The organism is Streptomyces sp. NRRL B-24085, assembly GCF_001282115.1.
Lineage (GTDB): Bacteria > Actinomycetota > Actinomycetes > Streptomycetales > Streptomycetaceae > Streptomyces.
In genome coordinates, this window is record NZ_LJBR01000070.1 from 20,574 (window position 1) to 36,318 (window position 15,745).

Sequence of the window (15,745 nt, forward strand, 5' to 3'; positions counted from 1 at the left end):
CCGCGGTCCTCAGATGTTCCGGAAGCGGTTGATGGCATCGATGTGCTGCGCGCGCTTCTCCTCGTCGCGCACGCCCAGCCCCTCCTCGGGGGCCATGCACAGCACGCCGACCTTGCCCTGGTGGAGGTTGCGGTGCACGTCGTAGGCGGCCTGCCCGGTCTCCTCCAGGGAGTACACCTTGGAGAGGGTCGGGTGGATCTTGCCCTTGGCGATGAGGCGGTTGGCCTCCCAGGCCTCGCGGTAGTTGGCGAAGTGCGAGCCGATGATCCGCTTCAGCGACATCCACAGGTAGCGGTTGTCGTACTCGTGCATGTAGCCCGAGGTCGAGGCGCAGGTGGTGATGGTGCCGCCCTTGCGGGTGACGAAGACGCTCGCGCCGAAGGTCTCGCGGCCGGGGTGCTCGAAGACGATGTCGATGTCCTCGCCGCCGGTGAGCTCGCGGATGCGCTTGCCGAAGCGCTTCCACTCCCTGGGGTCCTGGGTGTTCTCGTCCTTCCAGAACTTGTAGCCCTCGGCGTTGCGGTCGATGATCGCCTCGGCGCCCATCGAGCGGCAGATGTCCGCCTTCTGGGGGCTGGAGACGACACAGATCGGGTTGGCGCCGCCGGCGAGCGCGAACTGCGTGGCGTACGAGCCGAGTCCGCCGCTCGCGCCCCAGATCAGGACGTTGTCGCCCTGCTTCATGCCGGCGCCGTTGCGGGAGACGAGCTGGCGGTAGGCGGTGGAGTTGACGAGCCCGGGGGCGGCCGCCTCCTCCCACGACAGGTGGTCGGGCTTGGGCATCAGCTGGTTCGACTTGACCAGCGCGATCTCGGCGAGGCCGCCGAAGTTGGTCTCGAAGCCCCAGATGCGCTGCTCGGGGTCGAGCATGGTGTCGTTGTGGCCGTCGGAGGACTCCAGCTCCACGCTCAGGCAGTGCGCGACGACCTCGTCACCGGGCTTCCAGGCGTTGACGCCCGGGCCGGTGCGCAGGACCACGCCCGCGAGGTCGGAGCCGATGATGTGGTACGGCAGGTCGTGCCGCTTGGCCAGCTCGTTGGTGCGGCCGTAGCGCTCCAGGAAGCCGAAGGTCGACAGCGGCTCGAAGATGGAGGTCCACACCGAGTTGTAGTTGACACTCGATGCCATGACGGCGACGAGCGCCTCACCCGGGCCCAGTTCGGGCAGGGCCACCTCGTCGAGGTGGATCGACTTGCGCGGGTCCTTGTCGCGGGTCTCCAGGCCCGCGAACATCTCCGTCTCGTCCTTGTGCACGGTGATCGCGCGGTACGAGTCGGGGAGCGGCAGGGCGGCGAAGTCGGCCGGCGTCGAGTCCGGCGACTGGATCGCGTCCAGGATGTCCTTCACGGTCACGGTGTTGCCTCCGGCGAATGGCGTCTTGAGGGGAGACGCTGAGGGTTACGTCGGTGCCGTCGGTTCGGCGGTGGTGCTGTTCGGCAGCGCTTTGTGGCGCGGGAGGTTGCCTGTGACGCAGGCGTCCGGGCGGGCAGCTCGATGAGTTGCTGGGACAGCCGGCGTGCGCATGGTCTCTGCACGCCGGCCGCCCGGACTTCCCTCAACGTAAGACACCGCGTGCCACCGTGCAAGGCACTGAGTGCCAGAGATTGCTCTCAGATGAAATCTTTACGTAACAGATGAGCGATGATCGATCAAAGCTACCGGCGAGTAGGGTGTTCGTCCCGTTTGCGTCATTCCGGCTGTGCGACGAAGTCACGGAACATGAACTCCGTGGGCCGCCCGTCTGGCGGGAGGCGCCGACGCTGTGGCGAGGGTCACGTGGGTGCCCCCGTTGCCAGGCCGGTCACAGACCTGGCGCCGGGCCGCTCACCGTCCGTGTGCCAGTTGCTTTTCTTCGAACGCGAAAAAGGGCCGGTACCGGGTTTTCCCGGTACCGGCCCCTTGACGCCTGCGTCAGGCGTGCTCCTTGAGCGCCTGCTCGATGGTGCGCATCACCTCGTCCAGCGGGGCGTCGGTGCGGGCGACCGCGACCAGGACCTCGCCCTGGGCGGAGACCGTCGCCTCGGCCGGGGGCTGGGGGACCGCGGTGCGGCCCGCCCCGATCCCGGTCCCGAAGGTCTTGCGCACGATCGCGAAGGCATGGTCCAGCTGCGCCTCGACGTCCCCCTGCCCGCCGGCCCGCAGCCACCGCCGCAGCACGTGGTTGTGCGCGGTGACCACGGCCGACGCGGCGACCTCCGCCAGCAGCGGATCGTCGTTCGCGTCGTCGTCGTGCGCATGCTCGTCGAAGTGTCCGAGCAGGTACCGCGTGAACAGCCGCTCGTAGCGGGCCACCGAAGCGATCTCCGCCTCGCGCAGCGTCGGCACCTCGCGTGTCAGCTTGTAGCGGGCGACCGAGATCTCCGGCCGGGCCGCGTACATCTTCATGACTTCCTTGATCCCGCGGCACACCGTGTCGAGCGGGTGCTCGTGCGCGGGGGCCGCGTTCAGCACGGCCTCCGCCCGGATCAGGGTGTCGTCGTGGTCGGGGAAGATCGCCTCTTCCTTGGAGCGGAAGTGGCGGAAGAAGGTGCGGCGGGCGACACCGGCCGCGGCCGCGATCTCGTCGACGGTCGTCGCCTCGTACCCCTTGGTGGAGAACAACTCCATCGCGGCGGCGGCCAGTTCTCGGCGCATCTTGAGCCGCTGGGCGGCCGCGCGGCTGCCTGCGGCACTCTCCGGCGCGTCGGTCGCGGCTGGTGTACGGGACGACTTGGCGGGCTGGGACATGACCCGAACGTACTGCATGTGCGCAGGTTGGTGCGCGTGTCCGGGGTTTGTCCCGCCCCGCACCCGCGGGGAGCCGCCGGGCCCCGCGGGCGGGGGAGGACCGCCCGGATCGAGCAGCCCGCCCCAGTCCTCGCCGCCGGTGAACCAGTCGCCGACGTGGTCAGCGGCGGGCATATTCGCGGAAGCCACGGCCGGTCTTGCGGCCGAGGCAGCCCGCGGCCACCAGGTGCTCCAGGAGCGGGGCCGGAGCCAGACCCGGGTCGCGGAACTCGCGGTGCAGGACCTTCTCGATCGCGAGCGAGACGTCCAGGCCGACGACGTCGAGGAGCTCGAAGGGGCCCATCGGGTAGCCGCCGCCCAGCTTCATCGCCGCGTCGATGTCGTCCAGGGACGCGTAGTGCTCCTGCACCATCTTGACCGCGTTGTTGAGGTACGGGAAGAGCAGGGCGTTCACGATGAAGCCCGCGCGGTCGCCGCAGTCGACCGCGTGCTTCTTGATCCGGCCGCAGACCTCGCGGACCGTGGCGTGCACGTCCTCGGCCGTCAGGACCGTGCGGACGACCTCGACCAGCTTCATCGCCGGCGCCGGGTTGAAGAAGTGCATGCCGATCACGTCCTGCGGACGCGAGGTGGCGCGGGCGCAGGCGACGACGGGCAGCGAGGAGGTCGTGGTCGCCAGGACCGCGCCCGGCTTGCAGACCTTGTCCAGCGCCTGGAAGAGCTGCTGCTTGATCTCCAGGTCCTCGGCGACGGCCTCGACGGCGAGGTCGACGTCCGCGAACGCCTCGTAGGAGCCGGCGGCGGTGATCCGGTCCAGGGTCTGCGCGGCCGCCTCGGCGGTCATGCGGCCCTTGTCGACAGAGCGGGAAAGCGACTTGCCGATACGGGCCTTCGCCGTCTGCGCCTTCTCCTCGCTGCGGGCGGCGAGCACGACCTCGTACCCGGCCTTGGCGAAGACCTCGGCGATACCGGACGCCATGGTCCCCGAGCCCGCGACGCCGACCGAGCGGACCTCGCGGCCGGGGACCTGCGCGGAGCTCTCCGAGGGCGTCAGCGCGTCCGGCACGACCGTCGCGCTGCCCGGCGCCTCGTAGGTGTAGAAGCCGCGCCCCGACTTACGGCCCGTCAGACCCGCCTCGCTGAGCTGCTTGAGGATCGGGGCGGGGGCGTGCAGCCGGTCGTGGGACTCGGAGTACATGGCCTCCAGGACCGTGCGCGCGGTGTCGACGCCGATCAGGTCGAGCAGGGCGAGGGGACCCATGGGCAGGCCGCAGCCGAGCCGCATCGCCGCGTCGATGTCCTCGCGGGAGGCGTACTTCGCCTCGTACATCGCGGCCGCCTGGTTGAGGTAGCCGAACAGCAGCCCGTCGGCGACGAACCCGGGCCGGTCGCCGACCGCGACGGGCTCCTTGCCGAGGTCGAGGGCGAGGTCGGTGACCGCGGTGACGGCAGCCGGGGCGGTGAGCACCGAGGAGACGACCTCGACCAGCTTCATCGCGGGTGCCGGGTTGAAGAAGTGCAGGCCCAGGACCCGCTCCGGGTGCGCCGAGTCGGCCGCCAGACGGGTCACGGACAGGGCGTTGGTGCCGGTCGCGAGGATCGTCCCGGGGCGCACGATCCCGTCGAGTTCGCGGAAGATCTGGTGCTTGATCTCGTACGACTCCGGGGCCACCTCGATGACGAGGTCGGCGTCGGCCGCCGCGCGCAGGTCGGTGGAGGTGCGGACGCGGGCGAGGACGTCCGCGCGTTCCTGCTCGGTGAGCCGGCCGCGCTCCACGGCACGGGCGGTCGCGGTCTCCAGGACGGCGACGGCCTGGGCGGCCTGCGCCTCGCTGATGTCGATGCCGACGACCTCGCGGCCGGCCCGGGCGAGGACCTCGGCGATGCCGGTGCCCATGGTGCCGAGGCCGACGACGGCGATCTTCCGGAGCGGGGACGGAGAGGGGTCGGACAGGGGAGTGGCCATCGCGGAACTCCAGGAATGAGGGTGACGACTGGGAGCGCGACCCGGTACGCCGACAGGCGCACCGGGTGCGTGAGAGCTGCTGGATGCGGGTGTTGCCGGGCTGCGAGCGCACACGCCCGGGCCGTCGTCGCGGGCATGGCACATGCCCGGAGAACGGTGTAACCGACCGGTCCTGTCCCAGACCGGGTCGTACTGGTGGTACCCGAGGTACCGAACCGACTGCTCTTGGGGCGGCTGCGTCACCAGGCCACCGCAAGGAGTTCCACGAGTGGGTAACTCGCTCGTCTGAGCTTAACCGGTGGGTAACGAGCGCGCCAGCCCCCGGATTTGTGATGTACGTCCCGCACGCCGGGCGGGCCGCCTAACCTCGGGTTCATGGACGAAGAGTTGCGATCACTCACGGAGCGCTTACGGCGGGAGTCGGGAGCGTCGGCCGCCTTCGACCGCCTGACGGCGACCGAGGACCCGGACGAACTGGCCGCGGTGCTCACCGAGCCCGGACAGCCGCTGTGGGCCCGCGAACTGGCCGCGTTCCGCCTCGGCCTGGCCGGCGACCGCCGGGCCTTCGAGTCGCTCGTCCTGCTGCTCAACCACCGCGATCCGCCGCGCTGCGCCGCCGCCGCGTACGCGCTCGCCCGGCTGGACGATCCGCGCACGGCCCGCGCGGCCGCCGCCCTCGCCACCAATGAACTGCGGGTGGCCTACGCCCTGCACCCGGTCAGGCTGCTGGCCGAGCTGCGCGCCCCCGAGTCCGTACCCGCCCTCATCACCACGCTGGAACGCAGGCTGCGCCCGCACGACCCCTACCGGCGGGTGGCCCTCGCCTGCGTGGAGGGCCTCGGCACGCTGGCCGACGCCCGCGCCAGACCCGTGCTGAGCGAGGCCCTCGCACATCCGGCGCTCGCGGAGGCGGCGGTGCACGCGCTGGCGCGGATCCCGAAGCAGCGGTGAGCCGTCAGGTACCGAGTGCCCGCGTGTACCGCACCTCCGGAACCGGCACGCCGTCCGCCTCGAAGGGCTCCTCGGTGCCATCGGGCGCGAAGCCCGCCCTCTCGTAGAAGCGGCGGGCACGGCTGTTGTCCCGGAGGACCCACAGGTACATGCGGTCGTGGCCGAGAGCCGTGCGGTTCCACAGGGCCTCCAGCAGCAGGGCGTGTCCGATGCCCCTGCCGTAGTGCCGCGGGTCCACGTAGACGGCGTACAACTCGGCGTCCGCGGTGCGCACTTCGCCGTCCCGGTACGGCCCGTGGCAGGCCCAGCCCGTGACCTCGCCGTCCCACTCGGCCACGAGGTTCACCACGCTGCCGTCCCCCTGGACGAAGCGGGTGCGGTGCCGCTCGGCGTCCCGGGCCACGCTCATCGCGTCGAGGTACGACTGCGGGATCAGGCCCCGGTAGGCGCTCTGCCAGCCGCGGACCCGGATCTCGGCCACGCGGTCGCAGTCGGCGAGGGTCATCGGGCGGATGAGAAGGCGGTCGTCGTCCATGGCGGCACCCTAGGCAGCCTCCGGCTGCACCGGCTCGCCATTTACCGGTCCAGCACCGCGAACGCCTCGATCTCCATCAGGAACTCCGGCCGCACCAGCGCCGCCACCTGCACGGCCGAGGCCGCCGGCAGCCGGTCGTCGGGTAGGTGCGCGGCTCGCGCCTCGCGGATCGCCGGCATGTGGGCCATGTCCGTCACGAAGTAGGTGAGCTTCACGACCTGGTCGAAGCCCGCTCCGGCGGCCGCCAGGCAGCGGCGGAGGTTCTCGAAGACCTGGCGGGCCTGGGCGGCGGCGTCGCCGGCCCCGACGAGCTCGCTGTCCTCGTCGAGGGGGACCTGGCCCGAGACCGCCACGAGACGGCCGTGGCCCAGCACCACGTGGGAGTACTGGGGCGCGGGGGCGACACCGTCGGGGGCGGGAATCCTGGTCAGCTCACTCATGCGTCCATGGTGGACCACGGCACTGACAACGCCCGTCCCCGACGGAGCGTCAGGCGCTCAACCGCGGACGCCGAGCAGTCCGTGCAGGGCCGCGCCGCGCGAGGACGTCGACGCCGCCTTGGAGGCCAGCGGCTTCGGGTCGGGCAGCGCCTTGCACACCGCGTCGGCCTCGCCGCCGCCGCGCGGCACCGTGCCGTCGGTCAGGTACGCGGCCAGGTGCTTGTCCAGGCACGTGTTCCCGCTCAGCGTGATGCCGTGGTTCCCGCCGCCCTGCTCGACCACCAGAGCGGAGTCCGCCAGCAGCCGGTGGACCGTGACACCGCCCTGGTACGGGGTGGCCGCGTCGTTCGTCGCCTGGAAGAGCAGCGCCGGCGGCAGCTTGCCGTTGGCGACGTTCACCGGCGTGAGCGACGTGGTGGGCCAGAACGCGCAGGGCGCGTTGTACCAGGCGTTGTTCCAGGTCATGAACGGCGCCTGCTCGTACACGTCCCAGTTGTCCTTCCGCCACTGGCGCCAGTCGCGCGGCCAGGAGGCGTCACGGCACTGCACGGAGGTGTAGACGCTGTAGCCGTTGTCCCCGGACGCGTCGACGGCACCGAAGTTCTCGTACGCCTCGACGAGCGGGTCGGCGTTCTTCTTGTTCACGTACGCCGCGAACGCCTCGGCCAGGTAGGGCCAGTAGCCGTTGTAGTAGCCGCCCGGGATGAAGGTGTCCTCCAGCTCCGAGGCGCCGACCTTGCCCTCCGCGGGCTTCTTGGCGAGGGCCGCGCGCATCGCGTACCACTTGGCCTCGATCCTCTCCGGGTCGGTGCCGAGCCGGTACGTCGAGTCGTACTTGGCGATCCAGGCCATCAGGGCCCGGTGCCGGTCGTTGAAGGCGTGGTCCTGGGCGAGGTTGTCGTCGTACCAGACGCCGGTCGGGTCCACGATCGAGTCCAGGACCAGGCGGCGCACCTGGTGCGGGAAGAGCTTCGCGTAGACCGCGCCCAGGTAGGTGCCGTACGAGTAGCCGAAGTAGTTGATCCGCCGCGCGCCGAGGGCCCGGCGGATCGCGTCCATGTCGCGCACCGCGCTGACGGTGTCGATGTACGGCAGCACGTCGGCGTACTTGCGGCCGCAGGCGGCGGCGAAGGACCTGGCGCGCTGGAGGTTGGCCCGCTCGATCGCGGCCGTGCTCGGCACGGAGTCCGGGCGCACCGGGCGGAAGTGGCCCGGCTTGCAGTCGAGGGCGGGCTTGCTCGCGCCCACCCCGCGCGGGTCGAAGCCGATGACGTCGTACTGGGCCGCGACGGCCTTGGGCAGGCCGGAGGCGATGAATCCGGCGAAGGTGAGACCGCTGCCGCCGGGGCCGCCGGGGTTGACCAGCAGCGGGCCCTGGTACTTCTTGGCGGTGTGCGGGACCCGGGACAGCGCGAGGGTGATCTGCCGCCCGCGCGGGTTCGCGTGGTCGAGCGGCACCTTGAGGGATGCGCACTGGAGCGTCGGGTGGTCGGCGGTGCCGCACTTCTTCCAGGTGAGTCGGGCGGCGGATGCGGTGGGTACGGACTGCGGGGCGCTGGCGTCGGCGGGGACGGCGGTGAAGGTCCCTGCCACGACGACCGCGGCACCGCACAGCACGGCTGCGCGTTTTCTCATGGGGTCCTCCCAGGACGGAGGTGGCGGACCGCGGGGCTCACGGTCCACGCGGCATCGTCCCGGAAAGTACGCCCGGAAGAACGTGTTCTGACAGAACTTGACCCGATTGGTCAGTCCGATGCGCTCGAACGCTCTCAGATCAACGTGAGTTGTACCGGCTCGGACACCGGCGCGACCTCGGGCTCCGGCTCCCGGATCCGCCGGGGCATCCCCGCGCCCGCGGGACCGATGCCGTACTCCTGTGCCAGCTCATGGACCTGACGGGTGATCCGGCGCTGGTACCACTTCGGGGCGTAGGCGCCGTCCGCGTAGAGCCGCTCGTAACGGCGTACCAGATACGGGTGCTCCCGGTTCAGCCAGGCCATGAACCACTCGCGGGCGCCCGGCCGCAGGTGCAGCACCAGCGGGGTGACCGAGGTGGCCCCGGCGGCGGCGATCGCGCGCACGGTCGCCCGCAGCTGCGCGGGGCTGTCGCTCAGGAAGGGGATCACCGGTGCCATCAGCACCCCGCACCCGATGCCGTGCTCGCCCAGCGTCCGTACGACGTCCAGGCGCCGCTCCGGGGCGGGGGTGCCCGGCTCCACGGTGCGCCACAGGTCCGGGTCGGTGAAGCCGACCGAGACGGAGATGCCGATGTCCGTCACCGCGGCGGCCTGCCGGAGCAGGTCGAGGTCGCGCAGGATCAGCGTGCCCTTGGTCAGGATCGAGAAGGGGTTCGCGTGGTCGCGCAGGGCGGCGATGATGCCCGGCATCAGCCGGTAGCGGCCCTCCGCGCGCTGGTAGCAGTCGACGTTGGTGCCCATCGCTATGTGGTCGCCGGTCCAGCGGTGCGAGCCGAGCTGGCGGCGCAGCAGCTCGGGTGCGTTCACCTTGACCACGATCTGGGAGTCGAAGCCGAGACCGGTGTCCAGGTCGAGATAGCTGTGGGTCTTGCGGGCGAAGCAGTACACGCACGCGTGCGTGCACCCTCGGTAGGGGTTGACGGTCCACTCGAAGGGCATGCGGGAGGCGCCCGGCACCCGGTTGATGATCGAGCGGGCCCGGATCTCGTGGAACGTGATCCCGGCGAACTCGGGCGTGTCGAACGTACGGCTGACCACCGCGTCGGCGCCGAAGAGAGCGGCGTCGGCCCGTCCGTGTTCCGTGGACTCGGTGAGGTTCTCCCAGCGCATGAGGCCTCCTCGGTAGCACTGCCCTTCGAGTGAAACACTTGTTCGAATTCCAGCGCAACCCCGATTTGGGCGGCCGTGGCCGGGGGTGGTTGGCTTGCTCCAAGCCCGAGAACTTGAAGTCCTGGAGGAAGTCGATGGCGCAGGTCGAGGCCACTACGGAGCGGATCGTCGCGGCGGACGCGGAGAAGGTGTTCGACGCCGTCGCCGACTACAGCGGCACACGCTCGCGGGTGCTGCCCGAGCAGTTCAGCGAGTACGAGGTGCGCGAGGGCGGCGACGGCGAGGGCACCCTCGTCCACTGGAAGCTCCAGGCCACCAGCAAGCGGATCCGCGACTGCCTCCTGGAGGTCACCGAGCCCACCGACGGCGAGCTCGTCGAGAAGGACCGCAACTCCTCCATGGTCACCACCTGGCGGGTCACCCCGGCCGGCGAGGGCAAGTCCCGCATCGTCGTGACCACCGTCTGGCAGGGCGCCGGCGGCATCGGCGGCTTCTTCGAGAAGACCTTCGCCCCCAAGGGCCTCGGCCGGATCTACGACTCCCTCCTCGACCGGCTCGCCGCCGAGGTCGAGAAGTAAGTCCCCGGCACCCGGCGGCCGTTGCCCCCGGTCACCGGATCGAGTGGATCTCCCGACGGCCCGCCGGGATGCCGTAACTCGTCGCGCTTGTCCGTAGTTGTCGCCTCATGCGGGAAATGCGGGGCAGGCGCGACGAGGGGAGCGGCACGTGAGCGTGACGACTGCGACGCACGAGGAACGGGTCGGAGCGCCACCGGAGATCCCCGCCCCCGCCGTCGAACTCACCCCGCGCCGGGTGCGGTTGGTCTTCTTCGGGCTGATGCTCGCGCTGCTCCTCGCCGCGCTGGAGCAGATGATCGTCGCCACCGCGCTGCCGAGGATCGTCGGTGAGCTGCACGGCCTGGACCGGATGTCCTGGGCGATCACCGCCTACCTGCTCACCGCCACGATCGGACTGCCGGTCTACGGCAAGCTCGGCGACCTGCTCGGCCGCAAGGGCGTCTTCCAGTTCGCGATCGTCGTCTTCGTGGCCGGCTCCGCGCTCGCCGGACGGGCCGCGACCATGGACCAGTTGATCGCCTTCCGCGCGGTGCAGGGCGTCGGCGCCGGCGGCCTCATGATCGGTGTGCAGGCGATCATCGCCGACATCGTGCCGCCCCGGCGGCGCGGCCGCTTCATGGGCCTGATCGGCGCCGCCTTCGGACTCGCCTCCGTCGCCGGCCCGCTGCTCGGCGGCTGGTTCACCGACCACCTCTCCTGGCGGTGGTGCTTCTACGTCAACGTGCCCTTCGGGCTGCTGACCCTGGCCGTCGTCACCGCCGTGCTGAAGCTTCCCCGGCCGCGGGTCAGGCCCCGCTTCGACGTCCTCGGCGCCCTGCTGCTCGCCGCGGCCTCCACCTGCCTGGTCCTGCTGACCAGTTGGGGCGGCAGCGAGTACGCCTGGGACTCGCGGGCCATCCTCGGCCTCGGGGCCGGAGCGGTGGCCGCCGGCATCCTCTTCCTGGTCGCCGAGCGCTTCGCCGCCGAACCCCTCATCCCGCTCAGGCTGTTCAGGGACTCCGTCTTCAACATCACCGGTCTGGTGGGCCTGGTGATCGGGGTCGCGCTCTTCGGGGCCGCCAGCTATCTGCCGACCTTCCTCCAGATGGTCGACGGGGCCAGCGCCACCGAGTCCGGACTGCTGATGCTGCCCATGATGGCCGGCATCGTCGGCGCCTCCGTGGTCGCCGGGCAGCTCATCAGCCACACCGGGCACTACCGGATCTGGCCGATCCTCGGCAGCGCCCTCTCCGCCGTCGGGATGTGGCTGCTGTCCCGGCTGGAGGCCGACACCCCCCGGCTGCACTACAGCGTCTGGATGGCAGTCCTCGGCGCCGGGATCGGCATGGTGATGCCGGTGCTGGTCCTCGCCGTGCAGAACTCGGTGCGCCCCGCCGACCTCGGCACCGCCACCAGCGCCAACAACTACTTCCGGCAGATCGGCGGCAGCGTCGGAGCGGCGGTCTTCGGCACCCTCTTCGCCGACCGCCTCGCGGACTCGCTGCGACAGCGGCTCCCCGGCGCCCAAGGGCTGCCCGACCCCGAGTCCCTCACCCCGCAGCTCGTCCACGCCCTGCCCCCGGCGCTGCGCGACGGCTATGTCCGGGCCTACGCCGACGCCATGCCGAGGATCTTCTTCTACCTCGTGCCCGTGCTCGTCCTCGGCCTGCTCCTCGCCCTCTTCCTCAAGGAGAAACCGCTGGTGTCCCCCCACGCCGCCGACCCGGAGACCGAGACCGCCACCGTCCCCGCGGCCCGCGCGCCGCACCACACCGCCGCGGTCCCCGTGTGCGGCACCGTGCGGCACCCCGACGGGAGCGCGGTGCCCCGGGCCGCGCTCACCCTCATCGACGCGGCCGGAGCGCAGACCGGGCGCGGGGCCGGCGGCGAGGACGGACGGTTCGCGCTGTCGGCGCCCGGACCGGGGTCGTACGTCCTCATCGCCGCCGCGAGCGGGCACCAGCCGCAGGCCGTGTCCGTGACGGCCGGCGACCATCCCGTCGAACTGGACGTCGTCCTCGGTGGCGCCGGACGCCTCACCGGCCGCGTGCTCTCCGACGGCACACCCGTACCGGACGCCGTCGTCACCCTCACCGACGCGCGCGGCGAGGTCGTGGCCACCACCCGCAGCGGCCCCGACGGCACCTACGCCGTCACCGAACTGGTCGCGGGGGAGTACACCCTCGCCGCCGGCGCGCCCGCGCTGCGCCCCGCCGCGCTGTCCGTCACCGTCCGGGCCTCCCGGGAGTCCCGCCAGGACGTCGAGCTCGCCGGCGGCGCGCTGCTGCACGGCACCGTGCGAGCCGGCGGCGGACGGACCGTGCCGGACGCGCGCGTGACGCTCCTGGACGTCGCAGGCAACGTCGTGGACACCCTCACGACCGGCCCCGACGGCACCTTCCGCTTCGTCGACCTGTCCGGCGGCGAGTACACCGTCATCGCCACCGGATACCCGCCGGTCGCCGCCGCCTTGCGGGTGGCCGGGGGCGGCCGCACGGAGCGTGATCTCCGGCTGGGGCACGAGGACTGACGGGGCGTCAGCGCGGGGCGCGCGCCGGAGTGATCCGGTCCGGGCCAATTCCCGCATTGCCGCACACCGTGACCGACCGGCGCCGTACGGTGGAGCAGGCGGCACAGATCTTGCGGAGAGAGGGCCTGGGCCATGGACCGTGGCACCGAGAGGGGCGCACCTCCCAGCCGCGGAGCCGGGAACGGCGCGGCGGACGGACCCGCCGCGGCCGGCCGGGTCCCGCTGGCCGTGGTGGTCGTGGACCGCGACGGCCTGGTCTCCCACTGGAGCCGGGGCGCGAGCAGGCTGTTCGGCGCCGGCAAGGAGGAGGCCATCGGCCGTCCCGCCGCCGACCTGCTGCCCGTCTCCGGAGCCCTCCCCGACGAGCCGAGCACCCCGCCCCACGGTGTCCACGCGGCCTACGACGGACTGGGACCCGACCTGGAGTCCTCCCTCGACGGCGGGCTGTCCTACCCCGCCGCGGGCCGTGCCCGCCTCACCGTGCCCGGCGCGGACCGCGTCGACGTCCTGTGGTGGGCCTACCCGCTGGTGGGCCCCGGCCGGGAGCGCCTGCTGGTGCTGGCCGCCGACGCGGCCGGGCTCCACCGCGATCCCGACCTGGACGGGGGCGGTGCGGCCGTCGAGCGGATCGCACCCGCCTTCGCCCTGCACACCGACTTCCCGGGCGCCGACGAACTCGCCCGCAGGCTCCCCGAGATCCTGCCCAGCATGAGCGTCGGCGAAAGCGCCCGCATCGTCGCGCAGATCCTCGAACTGGGCTATCCGGTCCTGGAGTTCAGCCAGAACGACCGGGTGCCCGTCACCCCCGACTGGGGTGTGCCCCGGCGCGCCGAGCGCAGGGCCCGCCGGGAGCGGGCGGCCCGGGCGGTCGCGGCCGGTCTGCCGGTGCCGCAGGACGAGCCGGACGAGGGCGAGGACCTCGAGTACGTCGCCGTGCGCGAGCGCCTGGAGTTCCTCAACGAGGTCAGCGGGAAGATCGGCACCTCCCTCGACCTGTCGCGGACCATCGTCGAGGTCAGCAAAGCCGTCGTGCCCCGCTTCACCGATGTCGCCGGCACCTATCTGCGCGAACAGGTCGTCGCCGGCGAGGGGTTCCCCGACGGGGTGCCCGACACCACCACCATGTGGCACCGGGTGGCCCTGGAGCACACCGACGAACCGGGCCGCTGGGACGACGTGGTGCCGGTCGGCGAGGCCATGCCGTTCCCCGCGCACACCCCGTTCTTCCAGTGCATGACCAGCGGCGAGCCGGTCCTCGTGCCGCGCATCAGCGAACAGATGGGGCACGCGATCGCCTCACAGTTCGAGAAGCGGGACATCCGGCCGCTGATCACCGGCCGCTCCATGCTCGTCGTACCGCTCAAGGCCCGCAATGTGGTCCTCGGGTTCATGATCCTGCTCCGGCACCCCGAGCGCGCCGAGTTCAACGACATGGACCGGGTCACCGGCGCCGAACTCGCCGCCCGCGCGGGCCTCGTGCTGGACAACGCGCGCATGTACACCTTCCAGGAGTCCGTCGCCGAGACCCTCCAGGACAGCATGCTGCCGCACATCCCGGCGCGGATGGCGGGCTGCGACATCGCCACCCGCTATCTGCCGGGCACCCTCCTCGGACGCGTCGGCGGCGACTGGTTCGACTCCGTGAAGCTGCCCGGCGCGCGCACCGCCCTGGTCGTCGGGGACGTCATGGGCCACGGGCTCAACTCGGCCGCCATGATGGGCCAGTTGCGGACAGCCGTACAGACCATGGCCGCGCTCGACCTGCCGCCGGCCCAACTGCTGCGCAACCTCGACGACCTCGCCCAGCGGCTCGGCGACACCTACCTGGCGACCTGTCTCTACGCCGTCTACGACCCGATCGCGAGCGAACTGCACCTCGCCAACGCGGGGCACATCCCGCCGGTGATCGTGCGGGCCGCGGACGGCCGCAGCGAGCTGCTCGACCTGCCCACCGGCGCGCCCATCGGCGTCGGCGGGGTGCCCTTCGAGGCGGTACGCGTCCGCGTGGAGCCCGGCGACCGGCTGCTGATGTGCACCGACGGACTGGTGGAGGTGCGGGGCGAGGACATCGGGGTGGGTCTGGCGACGCTCACCGAGTCCGCCGCGCACCCGGCCGCGTCCATGGACGACGCCTGCGACGCGATCATCCGCGCGCTCAACCCGCGCGGCGGGCGCAAGGACGACGTGGCGCTGCTCATGGCCCGTCTCAACGGCATCGAACCGGACGACGTGGCCGAGTGGCGGCTCTCCCTCGACCCTGCCGAGGTGGGGCGGGCCCGGGCGGTGGTGCGCGAGCAGTTGCACGACTGGGGACTGGCGCGCCTGGCCGACGGCGCGGAGCTCATGGTGAGCGAACTCGTCACCAACGCCGTACGGCACTCGCACAGCAGGCCCGTCGAGCTGCGGCTGGTGCGGGAGGACACGCTGCTGTGCGAGGTGGACGACGACGACCATGATCTGCCGAACCTGCTGAGCGCGGGGCCCACCGACGAGCAGGGGCGGGGGCTCAGGGTGGTCAGCACGCTGGCCCGGGAGTGGGGCGCGAGCCGGACGAAGGCCGGCAAGACCGTGTGGTTCGAGCTGACGCTGCCGCGTCGCTGAGCGGTCCCTCGCGGGGCGCGTGTCTGTCGAACGGGCGGTGAAGGAACGCGCCGTGCGCTTGTCCGCGTGACCCCGGCGCGATACACCGTACTGGCCCGCCAGTGTGGCGGGTTGTGGCGCATCCTGGGGAGTTGGGCATGAGCGTGACTGGTCGGTACCGGGAGTCCTGGGAGGGCTTTTGGCGGGAGGCCCCGGGGCGGCAGGGGGCCGTGTTCTGGGACGCGGAGCCGGTGTTGACCGCCGGAGTCCACCTCGCCCACTTCGAGCCGCTCCTGGTCGATCCGGGGCTGCCCCTCGTGGACCTGGGCTGCGGCAACGGCACCCAGAGCCGTTTCCTCGCCGCCCACTTCACGCAGGTCGTCGGCGTCGACCTGTCCGCAGCCGCCCTCGACCGTGCCCGCGACGCCGATCCCGACGGCCAGGTGACGTACCGGCTGATGGACGCCTCCGACAAGAGCGAACCGCAGAACCTGCACGCCGAACTCGGGGACACCAACGTCTACATGCGGGGTGTGCTGCACCAGGCCGCGCCCGAGGACCGGCAGCAGTTGGTCGACGGGATCGACCACGCTGCCGGTCCGCGGGCGCGGCCTGGTGCAGCACACCCCGCATGTAGACGTTGGTGTCCTGG

General features: G+C 71.8%; 12 protein-coding genes. 5 read left to right on the forward strand and 7 right to left on the reverse strand.

Annotated elements, in window-relative coordinates; all coding sequences use genetic code 11:
* Positions 1–9: 9 nt before the first annotated feature.
* From ccrA to AOJ26_RS10875, 3 genes are all read right to left on the reverse strand, one after another.
* Complete coding sequence (gene ccrA / locus AOJ26_RS10865) at positions 10–1,353, reverse strand: crotonyl-CoA carboxylase/reductase (RefSeq protein ID WP_053848019.1); 1,344 nt, start codon at positions 1,351–1,353, stop codon at positions 10–12.
* Positions 1,354–1,911: 558 nt separating this feature from the next.
* A complete protein-coding gene (locus tag AOJ26_RS10870) occupies positions 1,912–2,727 on the reverse strand; it encodes a TetR family transcriptional regulator (protein WP_053848030.1) in 816 nt (271 codons plus the stop codon).
* Positions 2,728–2,887: 160 nt separating this feature from the next.
* Complete coding sequence (locus tag AOJ26_RS10875; RefSeq protein ID WP_053848020.1) at positions 2,888–4,693, reverse strand: 3-hydroxyacyl-CoA dehydrogenase family protein; 1,806 nt, start codon at positions 4,691–4,693, stop codon at positions 2,888–2,890.
* A gap of 375 nt (positions 4,694–5,068) precedes the next feature.
* Between AOJ26_RS10875 and AOJ26_RS10880 the strand changes: the two genes are divergently transcribed.
* Positions 5,069–5,644: an adenylosuccinate lyase gene (locus AOJ26_RS10880; RefSeq protein WP_053848021.1), complete on the forward strand. Its 576-nt coding sequence runs from the start codon at positions 5,069–5,071 to the stop codon at positions 5,642–5,644.
* A gap of 4 nt (positions 5,645–5,648) precedes the next feature.
* Here AOJ26_RS10880 and AOJ26_RS10885 read toward each other — a convergent pair whose 3' ends face one another.
* The 4 genes from AOJ26_RS10885 to AOJ26_RS10900 form a co-directional block, all read right to left on the reverse strand.
* Positions 5,649–6,179, reverse strand: coding sequence for a GNAT family N-acetyltransferase (locus tag AOJ26_RS10885; RefSeq protein ID WP_053848022.1), 531 nt, complete (start codon positions 6,177–6,179; stop codon positions 5,649–5,651).
* Between the two features lie 41 nt (positions 6,180–6,220).
* The gene (locus AOJ26_RS10890; protein WP_053848023.1) at positions 6,221–6,619 is read right to left on the reverse strand and encodes a RidA family protein; all 399 of its coding nucleotides are present in this window, start codon (positions 6,617–6,619) and stop codon (positions 6,221–6,223) included.
* Between the two features lie 57 nt (positions 6,620–6,676).
* Positions 6,677–8,254 (reverse strand): alpha/beta hydrolase, encoded by a 1,578-nt coding sequence (locus AOJ26_RS10895; protein WP_053848024.1) that lies wholly within the window; start codon positions 8,252–8,254, stop codon positions 6,677–6,679.
* A gap of 134 nt (positions 8,255–8,388) precedes the next feature.
* Positions 8,389–9,426, reverse strand: a complete 1,038-nt coding sequence (locus tag AOJ26_RS10900) for an Rv2578c family radical SAM protein (protein ID WP_053848025.1) — start codon at positions 9,424–9,426, stop codon at positions 8,389–8,391.
* 134 nt (positions 9,427–9,560) lie between these two features.
* Here AOJ26_RS10900 and AOJ26_RS10905 point away from each other — a divergent pair, with 134 nt between their 5' ends.
* The 4 genes from AOJ26_RS10905 to AOJ26_RS10920 form a co-directional block, all read left to right on the forward strand.
* Positions 9,561–10,004 carry an SRPBCC family protein gene (locus AOJ26_RS10905; RefSeq protein ID WP_053848026.1) on the forward strand — a complete coding sequence of 148 codons (444 nt, stop codon included), beginning with the start codon at positions 9,561–9,563 and terminating at the stop codon, positions 10,002–10,004.
* A 148-nt stretch (positions 10,005–10,152) separates the two neighbouring features.
* Positions 10,153–12,513: an MFS transporter gene (locus AOJ26_RS10910; RefSeq protein ID WP_053848027.1), complete on the forward strand. Its 2,361-nt coding sequence runs from the start codon at positions 10,153–10,155 to the stop codon at positions 12,511–12,513.
* A 132-nt stretch (positions 12,514–12,645) separates the two neighbouring features.
* Positions 12,646–15,114: a SpoIIE family protein phosphatase gene (locus tag AOJ26_RS10915; RefSeq protein WP_053848028.1), complete on the forward strand. Its 2,469-nt coding sequence runs from the start codon at positions 12,646–12,648 to the stop codon at positions 15,112–15,114.
* A 137-nt stretch (positions 15,115–15,251) separates the two neighbouring features.
* Positions 15,252–15,745 (forward strand): class I SAM-dependent methyltransferase (locus AOJ26_RS10920; protein ID WP_234358526.1); only part of this gene is annotated, 494 nt, incomplete at its 3' end.